Origin of the sequence: Rhizobium sp. R711 (assembly GCF_002211365.1) — a bacterium.
Taxonomy (GTDB): domain Bacteria; phylum Pseudomonadota; class Alphaproteobacteria; order Rhizobiales; family Rhizobiaceae; genus Rhizobium.
Genome location: NZ_LOKZ01000029.1, coordinates 1 through 13,965, shown reverse-complemented (window position 1 = coordinate 13,965; position 13,965 = coordinate 1). Strand labels below are relative to the sequence as shown.

The window sequence follows — 13,965 nt, the reverse complement described above, 5'->3', positions numbered from 1 at the left end:
AACATGAAACAGCGGTCCGCACATCCACGGTTTAGTACTCGTCCCGGTTGAACGATGCTCGCCCGGGCGTTGTTGAGCATGTCAAAAAGAGCTTGACCAACGCAATGCGATTAGACAACACCATCTATACCGCCATAGCTTCTTCGTACTCGGCCGAAAGCTCCAGCCACTGTTCCTCTGCCGCAGCCAGCTTTGCGGCAGCCTCGCCGCGTTGCTTGGCCTTCTCCGCGGCCTTCGCAGGTGCCTTTTCATACAGCAGCGGATCCGCAAGTTCTGCATCAAGCGCCTGAATCAGTTTCTCCAGCTTGCCGGTCAAGGATTCGATTTCGTTGATCTTTTTCTTGAGCGGCGCCAGCGAAGCACGCTTCTCCGCATTCAGCTTGCGTTGGTCCGCCTTCGAGGCGGACTCTTCCGCAGGCTGAGACCTTTCGTCTTTCTTCTTGCCCGGTGCGACAACGAGGTCGCGGTACTCGTCCATATCGCCTTCGAAGGTCGCGACAGTACCTTTGTTGACCAGCCACAAGCGATCGACCGTCGCCTCGATAAGGTGGCGGTCGTGCGAAATGAGAATGACGGCGCCCTCGTAGTCGTTCAGCGCCTCGATCAGTGCCCGCCGGCTGTCGATGTCGAGGTGGTTCGTCGGCTCGTCGAGGATGAGGAGATTGGGAGCGTGGAAGGCAGCGAGCCCCATCAGCAGACGCGCCTTCTCGCCGCCGGAAAGATCCTTTGCCGCGGTCGTCATCTTCTCGGTCGCGAGGCCCATCTGGGCGACGCGCGCCCGCACCTTCGCTTCGGGCGCATCCAGCATCAGACGGCGCACGTGCTCGACCGGCGACTGGTCAGGGATCAGATCGTCGAGCTGGTGCTGCGCGAAGAAGCCGATCTTCAGGTTCGGTGCCAGCTTGACTTCGCCCGCCTCCGCCGACAGGCGGCCAGAAATGAATTTCGCGAAGGTCGATTTGCCGTTGCCGTTGGAGCCGAGCAGGGCGATGCGATCGTCATTGTCGATCCGCAGGTTGAGGCCCTTCAAGATCGGTTTGCCGGGCTCGTAGCCGACGGCACCGCCGCTGATCGCCACGATCGGGGAGGCGGGTTGCTTTTCCGGCTCGGGGAAGGTGATCGGCTGTACCTGGTCCTCGATGACGGCAGCCACCGTTCCCATGCGCTCCAGCGCCTTCACACGGCTCTGTGCCTGGCGTGCCTTGGTCGCCTTTGCCTTGAAGCGGTCGATGAAGCTCTGCAAGTGTTTGCGCGCCGCCTCGTTCTTCGCTCGTGCCTTCGTCTGCAGTTCGTCCGCTTCGGCCTTTTGCCTTTCGAACTGATCGTAGCCGCCGCGATAGAAAGTGAGCTTCTTCTGGTCGAGATGAACGATTGAGTTGACGGCGCTGTTCAGCAGGTCGCGGTCGTGGCTGATGATGATGACTGTGTGCGGATAGCGACGTACATAATCCTCAAGCCAGAGTGTGCCTTCGAGATCGAGGTAGTTGGTCGGCTCGTCGAGGAGCAGCAGGTCGGGCTCGGAGAACAGCACCGCAGCGAGGGCGACGCGCATCCGCCAGCCGCCCGAGAAGGACGAGGCCGGTCGCGATTGCGCTTCCTGATCGAACCCGAGGCCTGCCAGGATGCTGGCCGCACGCGCCTCCGCGGAATGCGCATCGATGTCCACCAGCCGCATCTGGATTTCCGCGATCCGATGCGGATCCGTTGCGCTCTCTGCCTCCGCCAGCAACGCCGAGCGTTCCTTGTCGGCGGCTAGCACGATTTCGATCAGCGCGTCTTCCGTTCCCGGTGCTTCCTGCGCCACCTGCCCGATACGCGCATTCTTCGGGATCGATACCGAGCCGCTTTCCGAAGCCAAATCGCCGGTGATCACTCGAAAAAGCGTCGACTTGCCAGCGCCGTTCCGACCAACCAGACCGGCCTTCGTGCCGGCTGGCAGTGAAACGCTGGCGTGATCGAGGAGCAGGCGGCCGGCAATACGTGCGGAAATATCGGAAATCGTGATCATGGCCGGCGTTTTGGCGGAACTCTTGGCCGAAGGCAAGGGCACGGCGAAGCCGGACGGCACGATATGGCGGAAAGTTACATCACTTCCGTAACCTTTTACTAATCGGCGTGTGTTGAAGTTTATTGCACGCCATGATTGCTTCAGCGGTAGGCTCGTGCGATGTCGGCGCGGATTGAAGGATAGGCATTCATGTCCCGCAGCACCGATATTTTCGTGGTGGTCGCAAGTTTTACCTTCATCTGCCTACTTTCGGCCGTCGCCTTACTCTTTCCCGCCGGTCCGTTCGTCGTCGTAGTCGCGCCGCCCGGTATGCAGGCAGCGCAAATGCAGCAGCTGATCGGCCAAGCGGGCGGGCAGTATGTCGCGGAAGGACGCTACCCATGGATGGCCGTTGCCTATTCCGACCGTACCGGTTTCGTGCCGCGCCTCTTCAGGCATGGAGCACTGCTGGTAACGAACCACTGGATGACCGAGATTTGTTTGACGAGGGGGAAGGTATGAAATCGATTGACAGCTTACGCATGCGCGTCGCTGGTGGCATCCTGCTGCTGCTCTGGATAGATCTCGGCCTTCTGGCCCTCAGGCTATTCGCCTATTCCAGCCCGCCGGCAACGGTCGTTTCCCTCTGTGGCATCGCGATCGTGGCGTTGGCAAGCATTCTCTGGTTCATCGATCGGATAGGCCCGGTCACCCGTATCGTATCATCCATGGCACACGCGGCGCTCGTCGCCTTGCTCGTGTACAGTTTCAGCGGCTCACCGCTGCAGATTGACATGCACATGTATTTCTTTGCGACGCTGGCGATCTGCGCGGCATGGATCGATTGGCGCGCGATTGTAGCCTATGCCGCCGTCGTTGCCGCTCATCACCTGGTGCTTTTCTTCCTGCTGCCGGTGGCTGTGTTTCCTGGGGCTTCGGACTTCCCGCGCGTGCTGCTACATGCCACGGTTCTGGTGCTTCAGAGTGCCGTGCTCGTCGCTCTCGTTCATCGGGTAGCAAAAGCGCTCGTGTCTGCCGAAGTCGCCGAAGAGGCAGCCGAGCGCGCGACGGCGGCCCAGAGGGCTGCTGAGGAAATGGGAATCAAGATGATGGAGACGGAGGCGCGTGCGGCGGACGAGCGCGCTACGCGGGACCGCGAGCGCATCGAGCAAGCCGAACAGACGCTCTTTGCTGTCAGGCGGCTCGATGAAGCGCTTACCGCTTTGGCAAACGGCGACCTATTGTTCCGGTTGCAGCAACCCTTTGCCGGTGATCTCGAGCGCTTGCGTATGGCTTTCAACCTGTTTGCCACAAATCTGCAGGAGGTCATGTTGACGGTCGGAGATGCAGCCAGGGCCGTTCGCTCCAGTTCGTCGTCGATCCGCGATTCCAATAATGATCTTGCCCGGCGTGCAGAACAGCAGGCTTCCTCGGTTGAGGAGACCGCAGCTGCCGTCACGCAGATCGTAGGAACCGTCCAACAATCGGCGAAGCGCGCGGAGGAGGCGGGTCAACTGGTGACGCAAACCGTCGAGGTGGCAGAAAAGTCCAACGCTGTGGTGGTCGCCGCCGTTGGTGCCATGGGGAGAATAGAGGGATCAGCCAGGGAAATCGGCAAGATCGTTGGGGTCATCGACGAGATCGCGTTTCAGACCAACCTTCTCGCCTTGAATGCGGGCGTCGAGGCGGCGCGAGCCGGCGAAGCGGGCAAGGGATTTGCAGTCGTCGCTCAAGAGGTCCGCGAACTGGCACAGCGCTCCGCGGTCGCCGCGCGCGAGATCAAGACGCTGATTGCCTCCTCGGATGCGCAGGTGCGGGAAGGCGTCTCCCTGGTAAACGACACTGGACACACGCTGACGCTGATCGCCGAGAGCGTTACGGATATCCGCGTGCACATTGATGCCATCGTCGAGGGCGCACGCGAACAGTCAGCGGCACTTGACGAGATTGGTTCCGCAATCGGCGCGATTGATGCGATCACGCAGAGGAATGCCGCGATGGCTGAGGACTCGACTTCCGCCGCCCGCCTGCTCACGACGGAAGCGGAGCGCCTTGAGGATATCCTCGGTCGCTTTGCTGTCGTTGGAAGACAACCAGTGCTTCGACTTGCGGCGGGAGAATGAAGGCGCCGTACGACCTTGGGCGGATGAAAGCCTGAGCCTGACGCTCAGCGCCCGAACGCTTGTATAGGCTGCCGGCGGTTTGATTGGGCCGCGTAGAGTGCGACGCGCGCATTTGCCTGCAACTGCGATGCCGTCGTTGCGTCGGCGCTCAGTGCGATCCCGAGCGAAATCGTGAGCCGGGCGGGCGCGATGTTGTCGGACGTTGCGAAGACCAGGTTGTCCTCCGCCGACGTGCGCAGGCGCTCAGCAATCACGACGGCCTCTTGCATGCCGACATTTGCAAACAGAAAGGAGAATTCGTCGCCGTCCGTTCGCGCGACGACGTCGTTCTTCTTGATTGATTTACGGAAGATGTCCGCCAGCTTCTTCAATAGCCGGCTGCCGGTATGTGTGCCATAGCGACTATTGAATGCCCTGAAGTCATCGATATCGACCATGATGAGAGCGCTGCTGGCGAAGCCTGCGTCGCGTTCATAAAGATCGGCGATTGCCCTGTTGAGCGCGATACGGTTTGGCAGGCCCGTCAGTTTGTCGGTCGTGGAGGCAACCTGCGCCGCCGCCACGCCGCGGGCCAGCGTCTCAAGCCGTTCGAGATCGGCTTGCAGCTTCGTCTGCAGCGCTGCTTCTCCACTTGTCGCTTCCTCAAGCGCCTGCGAGAGATACTCCATCTCGTTCATCAGAGAGGACAGGCTCTGTTCCGGATCGCCGACGATTGAGTTCAACACCGTTTCTGCCGCCCGCGTGAACGCTCGTCTGTGGATAAGGCAGTCGGCAAGATGCCCTGCGGCCTCTCGCAGGAGTTTGACGGCCTCTGCCTGCGACGCATTATCGATCATCCCGCAATGGCTGACGAGACGGTATTTCAAGCCGAGATCGTCGAGGGCAGCCTGGTTCGGAGACGAGCCGAGGGCCGCAATATCCTGCGCCAAGGCTGCGTTCTGCCCGATGATTGCCTCGTGCAGGAGTTCGTAGTTGCGAGGCAGGCCCGCAATACCGAGACGCGTGATGTGCTGGCTGACGCGTTGGATGTCGGTTCCGGAGCCTGGGCGTGAGGCTTCGCGTTGCACCTGTGAATCCGATGCTGCATGTCGCATGACCGTCCCCTTCGCTCGTCGGCCCGTTCCGCCTGGCGCTGTTCTTCCTATGCGTGCAATGGCTTAAGATAGGTTGAATTTCGCCTGTCTGAGGGGAATGTGGCCAGGGTGGTTCTCTTGACGCGGTTAACGGGTGCTTGATGCTCAGCTGTCGAGCCATCGTTTGCCGTCTGCGCGCAGGTAGTATGCGAGGTCGAGACCGAGACTGGCTTTTCCGAGCGCCGTTAGCGTCATATGGCATTGGCCGCGGTGATGGGTTTGGTGATTGAAGAAATGTGAGAGGCCCGACCACAGCGGCTGCCTGATCTCGATTGGCTGAATGATCGGCATGTAGGTGAAATTCGCAGCAAGAGAAGGCTCATCGAGCGTATCTAGCCAGTTTATGATCCGCTGGTCTTCGATTTGGCGGGCCCCGAGCAATGAAGGAAAATCCTCGTGAAGCACGCTGTCGAGCGTTGAAGGAGCCTCGCCAGTACCCGTAAAACGCTTCATCCAGATTCGGTCGGCCGCCAGGAGATGGTTGAGCGTTCTCTGCAGCGAACCAAAGAAGGCGCCCCGATTTTCCTGAAATTCCGGCTCTGTCAGTTCGGACACGGCGGCGTAGACGATCGCGTTGGCCCAACGATTGTAATCCGCAAACATCCTATATTGTTTCAGCATTTTCTCTCCTGCGTCCATTCGGCGGCTGATTTTAAGGCAACTCAGGTCAATCATCTTTCATAAAACCATGAAAGTCGATGATGGTCGGACGGTGATGGGCTGGACCATGACAGCGGCGTGAAATTACCAGAGCCCCCTTGTTTTCAGGCCCTCGGACAGGTAAACACCGCCCACTTTTCCCACGAAATAAAGGAATTTGACCCATGGCGATTGAACGCACCTTCTCGATGATCAAGCCGGATGCAACGAAGCGCAACCTGACGGGCGCTATCACCAAGATGCTCGAAGACGCCGGCCTGCGTGTTGTCGCTTCCAAGCGCGTCTGGATGAGCAAGCGCGAAGCCGAAGGTTTCTACGCCGTCCACAAGGAGCGCCCGTTCTTCGGCGAACTCGTTGAAACCATGACTTCCGGCCCGACCATCGTTCAGGTTCTGGAAGGCGAAGGCGCCATCCTCAAGAACCGCGAAGTCATGGGTGCGACGAACCCGGCCAACGCTGACGAAGGCACGATCCGCAAGGTTCACGCCCTGTCGATCGGCGAAAACTCGGTTCACGGCTCGGATGCTCCGGAAACCGCTGCTCAGGAAATCAAGTACTGGTTCTCGGACACCGAGATCGTCGGCTGATTCAGGCTCTCAGCGAAACCGCTGAAGCATTTGAATTAACTCTGAAAGCCGGGGCTCTGCTCCGGCTTTTTACGTTGAAGGGCAGGTGGCGGCGGAGTCGTAGTCGACGGTGCCATCCGGTTTGAAGACCTCGGGGTTCTTTGTGTAGAACGGCCCGATGACCAGCGGCTTGCCCGGCATGACCGACTGGTCGAGGCTCGAAATCACCTCTGTCTTCAGGCTCTGCAACGTCTTTCCCTTGGCATCGACCAGGCGAACCTTCACGGCGTAAGGCTTATCCTTCTTGACGCAATGCAGTGCGGGGCTCTGAAGCGTAATCTTGTCCCAGAACGGATAGATCTTTTCATTGGTCACCAGCACCTCGCCGCCCGCCGGGTTCTCGAATTCCGCGATGGCGACCGTCCCTTCCGGAATGGGCGCCTTCTTGTTCAAGGTCACGACATAGGTCGCGACGGCGATCCGGTAATTGAATACGAAGACGCGGCCGCTGATCTCGACCAGCTTGTCGGTCTCTCGTTGGCATCCCGTCAGCATTGCGGCTGCAACAAGAACGGCCATCGACAGCGCTTTCATGGTGCTTCCTCCTCTTTCCTCCGGCGATAGTGGCGGCTCGCCTTGGCGCGATTGCCGCACACCGCCATGTCGCACCAGGCGCGACTCCTGTTCTTGCTGCGGTCGATGAAGAGCCAGCCGCAATTGCGGCAGATCTTCATCCGGTCGGGATCAGGCATTGCGAGCAGCCGCAACACCGAATGCGCGGTTGCCGCATCGAGGCCGTTTGCGCCATTGGCGCCACGCAACGTGCGCGCCAGCGCCTCCAGCAGGTCGGCGAGCAGTTGATCGTCATTGTCGCCGGAAACGCGGGCCCGGAAATATCCGTCCGTCGCCTCGCGCAACTCCAGGAAGTTTCTTCTGTTCTGTGGGGCAGGAGCAACCATGTCAGCGAAAAGTTCCCGCTCCGCGCAGAACGCCGCCGCAGCCTCCGGAAAGGCTTCTAGCTGGGCGGATGTTTCGAAACGGTCGATCCGTCGCGTCTCGTCATGCCGAAGCACAACGCTGTTGGCGACATCCAGCGCCAATGCGCCTCCAGAAAAGCGGTGTGGGGTCCAGGTAAAGCTCATAATGAAAATATAACTGGTAAAATATGTTTTGCTAGTTATGATTTCGGCAATCAGGAGTTTTTCATGGCCTATCTGCTGCAGCAATTGGCGAACGCGGTGCCGCTGGCTGCGCTCTATGCTGCGCTTGCGTTCGGCTACGCCGTCGCTTTTGGAGTGACCAAGCGTGCCGATATTACCTATGGGGCGATCTTCGCGTTTTCGGGCCAGATTCTGCTGCTTTTCACCGATCTCGGCTACAACAGGCTCTGGCTGATCCTGCCGGCGGCACTGGCGCTGGGAGCCTTGTTCTCGGTCGTCTATTCGATGCTTGCAGCAGTCTGGATCGGGCGATCCATCATGCTGCCGCTGGTACGCCAGTCGTCGAACACCGTGATTGTCGCAGCGCTCGGCGTTACGATCGTACTGATGGAAACGGCGAGGCTTGCATCGGACACCAAGAGCCTATGGCTTTCGCCGTTCCTGAACAGCGTCGTCACCTTCTGGAATGACGGGGCGTTCAAGGTGACGCTCACCGAGATCCAACTCATCAATACCGGATTGATGTGTGCCATGATCGCGCTCGGCGTTGCCGTCATGAGGCTGACTTCCTGGGGTCGCCTGTGGCGGGCCGTAACAGACGATCCCCTTGCGGCAGAACTGTGCGGGACGAGCGCCGATCGCGTTTTCCTCGTCGCCTACGTGGCAGCCGCTTTGATCGCCACGGCATGCGGCATCCTCGCCACCTTTTACTACGGCACGATGGATTTCGGTGCCGGGCTGATGTTCGGCCTCAAGGTTTTGATGGTAGCTGCTGTCGGCGGATATTCGGACCCCCTGAAGTCGGCCGGCGGCGCCGCTGGTCTCGGTGTCGCGGAGACGATGTGGAGCGCCTACGGCCCTTATCTTTGGCGCGATTTCGTAGTGTTCTCGCTGCTTGTACTTCTGTTGGTACTCAGCAGGAGAGAGCGGGCGATACCCTGACTATTTCCACTTGTCGCGGGCGGTGTCATCCGCGTCCTTTGCCGTGACCCATTCGCCCGAGGAACCATCCTTAGCGTGCTCCTTCTTCCAGAAGGGAGCGGCCGTCTTCAAAAAGTCCATCACAAAGTTTGCGCCATCGAACGCGGCCTGCCGATGCGGAGCCGCGGCGATAACAAGCACGATATGCTCACGCGCCGCGATCTTTCCGTAGCGGTGAATGGCGGTCAGGCCGAGAAGCCCGAAGCGTTTGATCGCAAGGAGAGCGATCCGGTTCATCTCGGCTTCGGCCATGCCTGGATAGTGTTCGAGTTCGAGCGCTGCGAGCCTGCCGCCTTCGTCACGGCACAAGCCCGAGAATGTGACGATCGCGCCAATGCCGCTTGCGCCAGCGCTGAGCCGATCCACTTCCGCCTGAAGATCGAAGTCCTCGCGTTGGACGCGAATATACGGCTCGACCTTGCTGCTCACGTCAGCCTCCGGTCATCGGCGGGAAAATGCCGATCTCCCTGGCGTTGCCGATCGGTTCGTCACGCTCGACGTGCTCTTGGTCGATCGCGACCCGGATAACGTCGGGAAACTGAAGCGCAGTCTCATATTCTTCGCCCATCGTCTTCAAATGATTCAGAAGATCGGCAACGGTAACGACGGACGAGGGCAGGGCCATCTCTTCTTCGGCCTTGCCGATCCGTTCGCGCACCCAGGCGAAATAAACGAGCTTTGTCATTCTTCATCATCCACGATGTGCTTCAGGCCAGCCCGGAAATAGTCGTAGCCGGTGTAGATCGTCAGCAGTGCCGCGACCCAGAGAAGTGCGATGCCGGCCTTCGTCGTATAAGGGAAAATTTCGTCGCCAGCGGGACCGGCGAGCAGAAACGCAATCGCAACGAGTTGCACCGTCGTCTTCCACTTGGCGATCCGCGTCACGGGGACGCTGACCTTCAGGGCGGCCAGATATTCGCGCAGACCCGAGACCAGGATCTCGCGGCAGAGAATGGTGATCGCCGCCCAGATTGACCAGCCGGCAATCGTTTGGTCGGCTGCGACCAGCAGAAGAATGGACGCGACAAGCAGCTTGTCGGCGATTGGATCGAGCATCCGGCCTATGTTCGACGTCTGGTTCCAGATGCGGGCGAGATAGCCGTCGAGAAAGTCGGTGATCGACGCGATGATGAAGATCCACAGCGCCACCCATCGTGCCGTGTTGCTGATCGCCAGCTTTCCTTCGAGGAAGAAGCACAGCACGATCAGCGGCACTGCCAGAATGCGGCCGTAGGTCAGCAGGTTCGGTATATTATAAGCGCGCGATGCCATGAAACATGTCTCTGAAGTGATGTGCCCGTAGATGACGGCTTTGACCGTAAAGCGTCAACATTCTTTCTATTTTTTCGCTGCCTTTGCGTGGAATTTGCGACTGACGTCGCCTATTTCGCGGCGTCGTCGTGAAAATGATTGTAAACCTGCCTAGCAACTGTCTCAGAAATGCCTTCGACCGCCATCAAATCGGACAAGGCGGCGCGGGAAACCGCCTTCGCGGTTCCGAAATGCTGCAGCAGGGCGCGCTTGCGCGACGGCCCGATCCCGCCGATCTCGTCGAGCGGATTCTTCACCATCTCTTTCTTGCGCCGGGCGCGATGCGAGCCGATTGCGAAGCGGTGCGCCTCGTCGCGCATGCGCTGGATGAAATAGAGGACGGGGTCGCGCGGTGGCAGGGTGAAGCTCTCGCGTCCCGGCGGGAAGAAGCGCTCGCGCCCGGCGTCGCGGTCGACACCCTTGGCCACGCCGATGGCGGTGACGCTGTCGGTGATCCCCAGTTCCTCAAGGATCGCGCGCACGGCCGTCATCTGTCCCTGTCCGCCGTCGATCAGGATGACGTCGGGCCAGGCGGGGAAGGGCATGTCCGCGGCATCCGCCGGCGATGTCGGCTGGCTACGGTCGGGCAGGCCTTCTTCCTTGAGCAACCTTGAGAAGCGGCGCGTCATCACTTCGCGCATCATCCCGAAGTCGTCGCCCGGCGTGATATCGGTCGATTTGATATTGAACTTTCGGTAGTGGTTCTTCACGAAACCGTCCGGCCCCGCCACGACCATGCCGCCAACCGCGTTAGTGCCCATGATGTGCGAGTTGTCGTAGATCTCTACCCGCTGCGGCACATAGGGGAGCTTGAAGGTCTCCTTAAAGCCCTCGAGCAGCCGCGATTGGGACGCCGTTTCCGCGAGTTTGCGGCCATGCGCCTCGCGTGCATTGGCAATCACATGCTCGACCAGATCGCGTTTCTCTCCGCGCTGCGGCACGAGTATGGACACTTTATGTCCAGCCTTTTCTCCGAGTGCGGCGGCAAGAAGTTCGAGTTCCTCGACGGTCTCCGACAGCAGGATCTGCTTCGGCACTGGCTTGTCGTCGTAGAACTGAGCGAGGAAGGCATTCAACACCTCGGCGGCCGAGAGCTGAGGGTCAGCCTTCGGGAAATAGGCGCGGTTGCCCCAGTTCTGCCCCGTGCGGAAGAAGAACACCTGAATGCAGGAAATGCCGCCTTCGTGATGGATCGCGAAGACATCCGCCTCTTCCACGCCTGCCGGGTTGATGCCCTGGTGGCTGGAGACATGCGAGAGCGACGCGAGACGGTCGCGATAGACGGCTGCCCGTTCGAAGTCGAGATCCTCGGCAGCAAGGTTCATCGCCTTGGCCATATGCTCTTTGACCTTCTGGCTTTTGCCGGAAAGGAAATCCTTGGCCTCCTGCACGAGCTCGGCATAGCCCTCGTCGCTGATCTCATGCGTGCATGGCCCAGAACAGCGCTTGATCTGATAGAGAAGACAGGGGCGGGTACGCGTCTCGAAGACGCTGTCGGTACAGGTCCGGATGAGAAAGGCGCGTTGCAGCGAGTTGATCGTGCGACCGACGGCCCCAGCTGACGCAAAGGGCCCGAAATAGTCGCCCTTGCGAGCGCGAGCACCGCGATGCTTGAAGATTGCCGGAGCGCGATGGTCGCCCGTTATCAGAATGTAGGGGAACGACTTGTCGTCGCGCAGCAGCACATTAAAGCGTGGCCGCAAGCGTTTGATCAGATTCGCTTCGAGGAGCAGCGCTTCGGTTTCGGTGCGCGTCGTCACGAACTCCATGTTCGCGGTCAAGCGCACCATTTGTGCGATACGGTTGGAGTGGACGCGCCCGAGCGCGTAGTTGCTGACGCGCTTCTTTAGGCTGCGGGCCTTGCCTACATAGAGGACGTCACCGGCCTCGTTGAACATGCGGTAGACACCTGGACTGTTCGGCAGGTGCTTGACGAATTCGGCGATGAGATCCGCTCCGATAAGGCCAGTCTCGTTGACGCCGCCCTCGTTCCAATCGATCGCACTCGAAATCGGCGCCGGGGAAGTGTCGCTCTCCACGTCGATATCGTCGTCAGCTTCGTCCGTTTCGTCGTAAAGAATGCCGCCATCAGGCAGCTTCCTTGAATTCATTCCGTAATCTCCGCCACATCGGGCGTCTGCCAGGCAAGGTGCTGGCCGCCGTCGAGGGCAATCATTTGACCGGTGATCGAGGGCGTTTCGTAGAGGAAACGAATCGTTTTGCCGAACTCCTCAAGTTGCGGCCCTCGCTTGAGGATAAGCGCTGAGACCTGCGCTTGGAAGTCTTCTTGCGATTGCCGTTCACTCGGCATCGAGGGGCCGGGGCCGATCGCATTGACGCGGATGCGCGGCGCAAGCGCCTGGGCCATGGTCTGCGTCGCGGTCCACAAGGCCGACTTCGACAGCGTATAGGAATAGAAGCTCGGTCGCAGCGCCCAAACACGCTGGTCGATGATGTTGACCACCAGACCATCCGCCTGCTCGGGCAGTTGCGCGGCAAAGTCCGCCGCGAGAATCGACGGTGCGCGGACATGGACGGCGAAATGCTCGTCCCATGCCTCGGCATCGATATGCCGGACCGAATCTTCGTGGAAAACGGAGGCATTGTTGACGAGCAGGTCGATCGGCCCGATCGCCTCCGATACTCTCCTTATGAGATCGCGTGTCTCGTCAATTTTCTGGAGATCAGCTTGCACCGCAACCGCCCGGGAATCGCTTTGCCGCAATTCCGCCGCGAAATTCTCGGCCGCCTCAATCGAACGGCTGGCATGAATCGCGACCGCAAAGCCATTCGCAGCCAGATCCTCGGCTATCGCCCTGCCTATTCTTTTGGCCGCCCCGGTGACGAGCGCCGTCCGAAGTCTTTTCCCGTTCAAAATCATGCCTTTTCGCCGCGAAACTCTGTTTGCTGCTTATATAGGCGCGAGAGAAGGTGAGATAAATAGCCGTTTTGATTGCGGCGATATCGGAATTACTGTATGTATTATTTAAGAATATAATTCACTCAAATAAGTATCCATGATTTAACCATTCATTATGGTTAACAAATATTCTGTTGCGGCAAAGCAACATCGAATTTCAGCCATCCAGGCGCCACAATCAAATCACAATTTGGCTCTTTCAAATCCTCAATTGGGCATCAATTTCCCTTCCGAACCGCAAGGGACATTTGTAATAGCCCGCGAATGCTTCGCTGTAAGACAGTTGACGAAGGACGCGGGTCTGAAAGGAGACGAGTATGCGTACGTTTATTGCTAGCCTGTTGGTTTCGACCGTTGCCCTTGGTGGGTTTTCCGCCGCTTATGCAGCCGATGCCGTTGATCAGATCCCGGAAGCTCCGGTTGCACAGAATGAGCCGGCTCCCGCTGCCAACTGGCAGGGCTTCTACCTCGGCGGCGCCGGCACCTACAACATGGGCGGCTTTGGCAACAAGTACAACGCGCGCGCTCTCGGCGGTCAGATCTACACCGGCTACAACTGGCAGGCTGGCCAGATCGTTTACGGTGCCGAAGCCGACATCGGCTATTCCGGCGCTGACGGCGCTGCTGGCGGCGGCGAGGGCAAGAATGAAGTCAACGGCTCGATCCGCGGCCGTATCGGCTACGACCTGAATCCGTTCCTGCTGTACGGCACGGCCGGTCTCGCTGCTACCAAGAACAAGTTCAGCAACGCCGCCGGCTCTGACACCGACACGTCGCTCGGCTACACGGTCGGCGCGGGTGCAGAAACCTTTGTGACCAACAACATCACGGCCCGTGTCGAGTACCGCTACACGAACTACGCTGACAGCGACTTCCATGTCGGTGGCGCAAACATTTCGCGTGGCTACGACGAGCACAGCGTCAAGGTTGGTATCGGCGTGAAGTTCTAAGCAGGATATCGAATACGGAAAAGCCGGGCTTCAGCCCGGCTCAGACCGCTGACAAACCCCTGGCGTTTGCCGGGGGTTTTTGATTCACTGGGTTATGTTGAAGAAACCCGCTGCCGAACAGACTGCGCTCGAGATGGTGACGCTCGATAGCCTGGTTCCGAAGGATCACCTGCT

General features: G+C 59.4%; 15 protein-coding genes. 5 read left to right on the top strand and 10 right to left on the bottom strand.

Annotated features, from left to right (window positions below):
- Nucleotides 1–124 precede the first annotated feature (124 nt).
- On the bottom strand, nucleotides 125–2,008 hold the full coding sequence (locus tag ATY80_RS20575; protein ID WP_088694190.1) for an ABC-F family ATP-binding cassette domain-containing protein: 1,884 nt from the start codon (nucleotides 2,006–2,008) through the stop codon (nucleotides 125–127).
- A gap of 189 nt (nucleotides 2,009–2,197) precedes the next feature.
- On the opposite strand from ATY80_RS20575, the gene ATY80_RS29070 reads away from it, so the two are divergent.
- Entirely contained in the window at nucleotides 2,198–2,509 is a 312-nt protein-coding gene (locus ATY80_RS29070; protein WP_088704748.1) for a hypothetical protein, read from the top strand.
- Nucleotides 2,506–4,110, top strand: a complete 1,605-nt coding sequence (locus ATY80_RS20570; RefSeq protein ID WP_189637227.1) for a methyl-accepting chemotaxis protein — start codon at nucleotides 2,506–2,508, stop codon at nucleotides 4,108–4,110. Before ATY80_RS29070 ends, ATY80_RS20570 begins: the two co-directional genes overlap by 4 nt.
- Before the next feature lie 44 nt (nucleotides 4,111–4,154).
- On the opposite strand, the gene ATY80_RS20565 is transcribed toward ATY80_RS20570, so the two are convergent.
- Nucleotides 4,155–5,204: a GGDEF domain-containing protein gene (locus tag ATY80_RS20565; protein WP_189637226.1), complete on the bottom strand. Its 1,050-nt coding sequence runs from the start codon at nucleotides 5,202–5,204 to the stop codon at nucleotides 4,155–4,157.
- Nucleotides 5,205–5,348: 144 nt separating this feature from the next.
- Complete coding sequence (locus ATY80_RS20560; RefSeq protein ID WP_088694188.1) at nucleotides 5,349–5,864, bottom strand: DinB family protein; 516 nt, start codon at nucleotides 5,862–5,864, stop codon at nucleotides 5,349–5,351.
- Between the two features lie 203 nt (nucleotides 5,865–6,067).
- On the opposite strand from ATY80_RS20560, the gene ndk reads away from it, so the two are divergent.
- The gene (gene ndk / locus ATY80_RS20555) at nucleotides 6,068–6,490 is read left to right on the top strand and encodes a nucleoside-diphosphate kinase (protein WP_088694187.1); all 423 of its coding nucleotides are present in this window, start codon (nucleotides 6,068–6,070) and stop codon (nucleotides 6,488–6,490) included.
- Nucleotides 6,491–6,559: 69 nt separating this feature from the next.
- Here the strand turns inward: ndk and ATY80_RS20550 are convergent, their stop codons facing one another.
- Both ATY80_RS20550 and ATY80_RS20545 read right to left on the bottom strand, forming a co-directional pair.
- Nucleotides 6,560–7,063: a hypothetical protein gene (locus ATY80_RS20550; RefSeq protein ID WP_088694186.1), complete on the bottom strand. Its 504-nt coding sequence runs from the start codon at nucleotides 7,061–7,063 to the stop codon at nucleotides 6,560–6,562.
- Nucleotides 7,060–7,611 carry a CGNR zinc finger domain-containing protein gene (locus ATY80_RS20545; protein ID WP_088694185.1) on the bottom strand — a complete coding sequence of 184 codons (552 nt, stop codon included), beginning with the start codon at nucleotides 7,609–7,611 and terminating at the stop codon, nucleotides 7,060–7,062. The genes ATY80_RS20550 and ATY80_RS20545 overlap by 4 nt, the downstream gene beginning before the upstream one ends.
- A 63-nt stretch (nucleotides 7,612–7,674) precedes the next feature.
- On the opposite strand from ATY80_RS20545, the gene ATY80_RS20540 reads away from it, so the two are divergent.
- Nucleotides 7,675–8,571 (top strand): branched-chain amino acid ABC transporter permease, encoded by an 897-nt coding sequence (locus ATY80_RS20540; RefSeq protein WP_088694184.1) that lies wholly within the window; start codon nucleotides 7,675–7,677, stop codon nucleotides 8,569–8,571.
- Here ATY80_RS20540 and ATY80_RS20535 read toward each other — a convergent pair whose 3' ends face one another.
- The 5 genes from ATY80_RS20535 to ATY80_RS20515 form a co-directional block, all read right to left on the bottom strand.
- Nucleotides 8,572–9,039: a molybdenum cofactor biosynthesis protein MoaE gene (locus tag ATY80_RS20535; protein ID WP_088694183.1), complete on the bottom strand. Its 468-nt coding sequence runs from the start codon at nucleotides 9,037–9,039 to the stop codon at nucleotides 8,572–8,574.
- A 1-nt stretch (nucleotide 9,040) separates the two neighbouring features.
- Nucleotides 9,041–9,295 carry a molybdopterin converting factor subunit 1 gene (moaD, locus tag ATY80_RS20530; protein ID WP_088694182.1) on the bottom strand — a complete coding sequence of 85 codons (255 nt, stop codon included), beginning with the start codon at nucleotides 9,293–9,295 and terminating at the stop codon, nucleotides 9,041–9,043.
- Nucleotides 9,292–9,882: a CDP-diacylglycerol--glycerol-3-phosphate 3-phosphatidyltransferase gene (gene pgsA / locus ATY80_RS20525; protein ID WP_088694181.1), complete on the bottom strand. Its 591-nt coding sequence runs from the start codon at nucleotides 9,880–9,882 to the stop codon at nucleotides 9,292–9,294. The genes moaD and pgsA overlap by 4 nt, the downstream gene beginning before the upstream one ends.
- Nucleotides 9,883–9,992: 110 nt before the next feature.
- Nucleotides 9,993–12,032, bottom strand: a complete 2,040-nt coding sequence (gene uvrC, locus ATY80_RS20520) for an excinuclease ABC subunit UvrC (RefSeq protein ID WP_088694180.1) — start codon at nucleotides 12,030–12,032, stop codon at nucleotides 9,993–9,995.
- The gene (locus tag ATY80_RS20515; RefSeq protein WP_088694191.1) at nucleotides 12,029–12,796 is read right to left on the bottom strand and encodes an SDR family oxidoreductase; all 768 of its coding nucleotides are present in this window, start codon (nucleotides 12,794–12,796) and stop codon (nucleotides 12,029–12,031) included. Before ATY80_RS20515 ends, uvrC begins: the two co-directional genes overlap by 4 nt.
- Before the next feature lie 362 nt (nucleotides 12,797–13,158).
- Here ATY80_RS20515 and ATY80_RS20510 point away from each other — a divergent pair, with 362 nt between their 5' ends.
- Nucleotides 13,159–13,791 (top strand): outer membrane protein, encoded by a 633-nt coding sequence (locus tag ATY80_RS20510; RefSeq protein ID WP_088694179.1) that lies wholly within the window; start codon nucleotides 13,159–13,161, stop codon nucleotides 13,789–13,791.
- Nucleotides 13,792–13,965: the final 174 nt, after the last annotated feature.

Excerpts from the sequence above, each read along its gene's own strand:
- ATY80_RS20575 (WP_088694190.1), bottom strand. The coding sequence starts at position 2,008 with ATGATCACGATTTCCGATATTTCCGCACGTATTGCCGGCCGCCTGCTC.
- ATY80_RS29070 (WP_088704748.1), top strand. The coding sequence starts at position 2,198 with ATGTCCCGCAGCACCGATATTTTCGTGGTGGTCGCAAGTTTTACCTTC.
- ATY80_RS20570 (WP_189637227.1), top strand. The coding sequence starts at position 2,506 with ATGAAATCGATTGACAGCTTACGCATGCGCGTCGCTGGTGGCATCCTG.
- ATY80_RS20565 (WP_189637226.1), bottom strand. The coding sequence starts at position 5,204 with ATGCGACATGCAGCATCGGATTCACAGGTGCAACGCGAAGCCTCACGC.
- ATY80_RS20560 (WP_088694188.1), bottom strand. The coding sequence starts at position 5,864 with ATGCTGAAACAATATAGGATGTTTGCGGATTACAATCGTTGGGCCAAC.
- ndk (WP_088694187.1), top strand. The coding sequence starts at position 6,068 with ATGGCGATTGAACGCACCTTCTCGATGATCAAGCCGGATGCAACGAAG.
- ATY80_RS20550 (WP_088694186.1), bottom strand. The coding sequence starts at position 7,063 with ATGAAAGCGCTGTCGATGGCCGTTCTTGTTGCAGCCGCAATGCTGACG.
- ATY80_RS20545 (WP_088694185.1), bottom strand. The coding sequence starts at position 7,611 with ATGAGCTTTACCTGGACCCCACACCGCTTTTCTGGAGGCGCATTGGCG.
- ATY80_RS20540 (WP_088694184.1), top strand. The coding sequence starts at position 7,675 with ATGGCCTATCTGCTGCAGCAATTGGCGAACGCGGTGCCGCTGGCTGCG.
- moaD (WP_088694182.1), bottom strand. The coding sequence starts at position 9,295 with ATGACAAAGCTCGTTTATTTCGCCTGGGTGCGCGAACGGATCGGCAAG.
- pgsA (WP_088694181.1), bottom strand. The coding sequence starts at position 9,882 with ATGGCATCGCGCGCTTATAATATACCGAACCTGCTGACCTACGGCCGC.
- uvrC (WP_088694180.1), bottom strand. The coding sequence starts at position 12,032 with ATGAATTCAAGGAAGCTGCCTGATGGCGGCATTCTTTACGACGAAACG.
- ATY80_RS20510 (WP_088694179.1), top strand. The coding sequence starts at position 13,159 with ATGCGTACGTTTATTGCTAGCCTGTTGGTTTCGACCGTTGCCCTTGGT.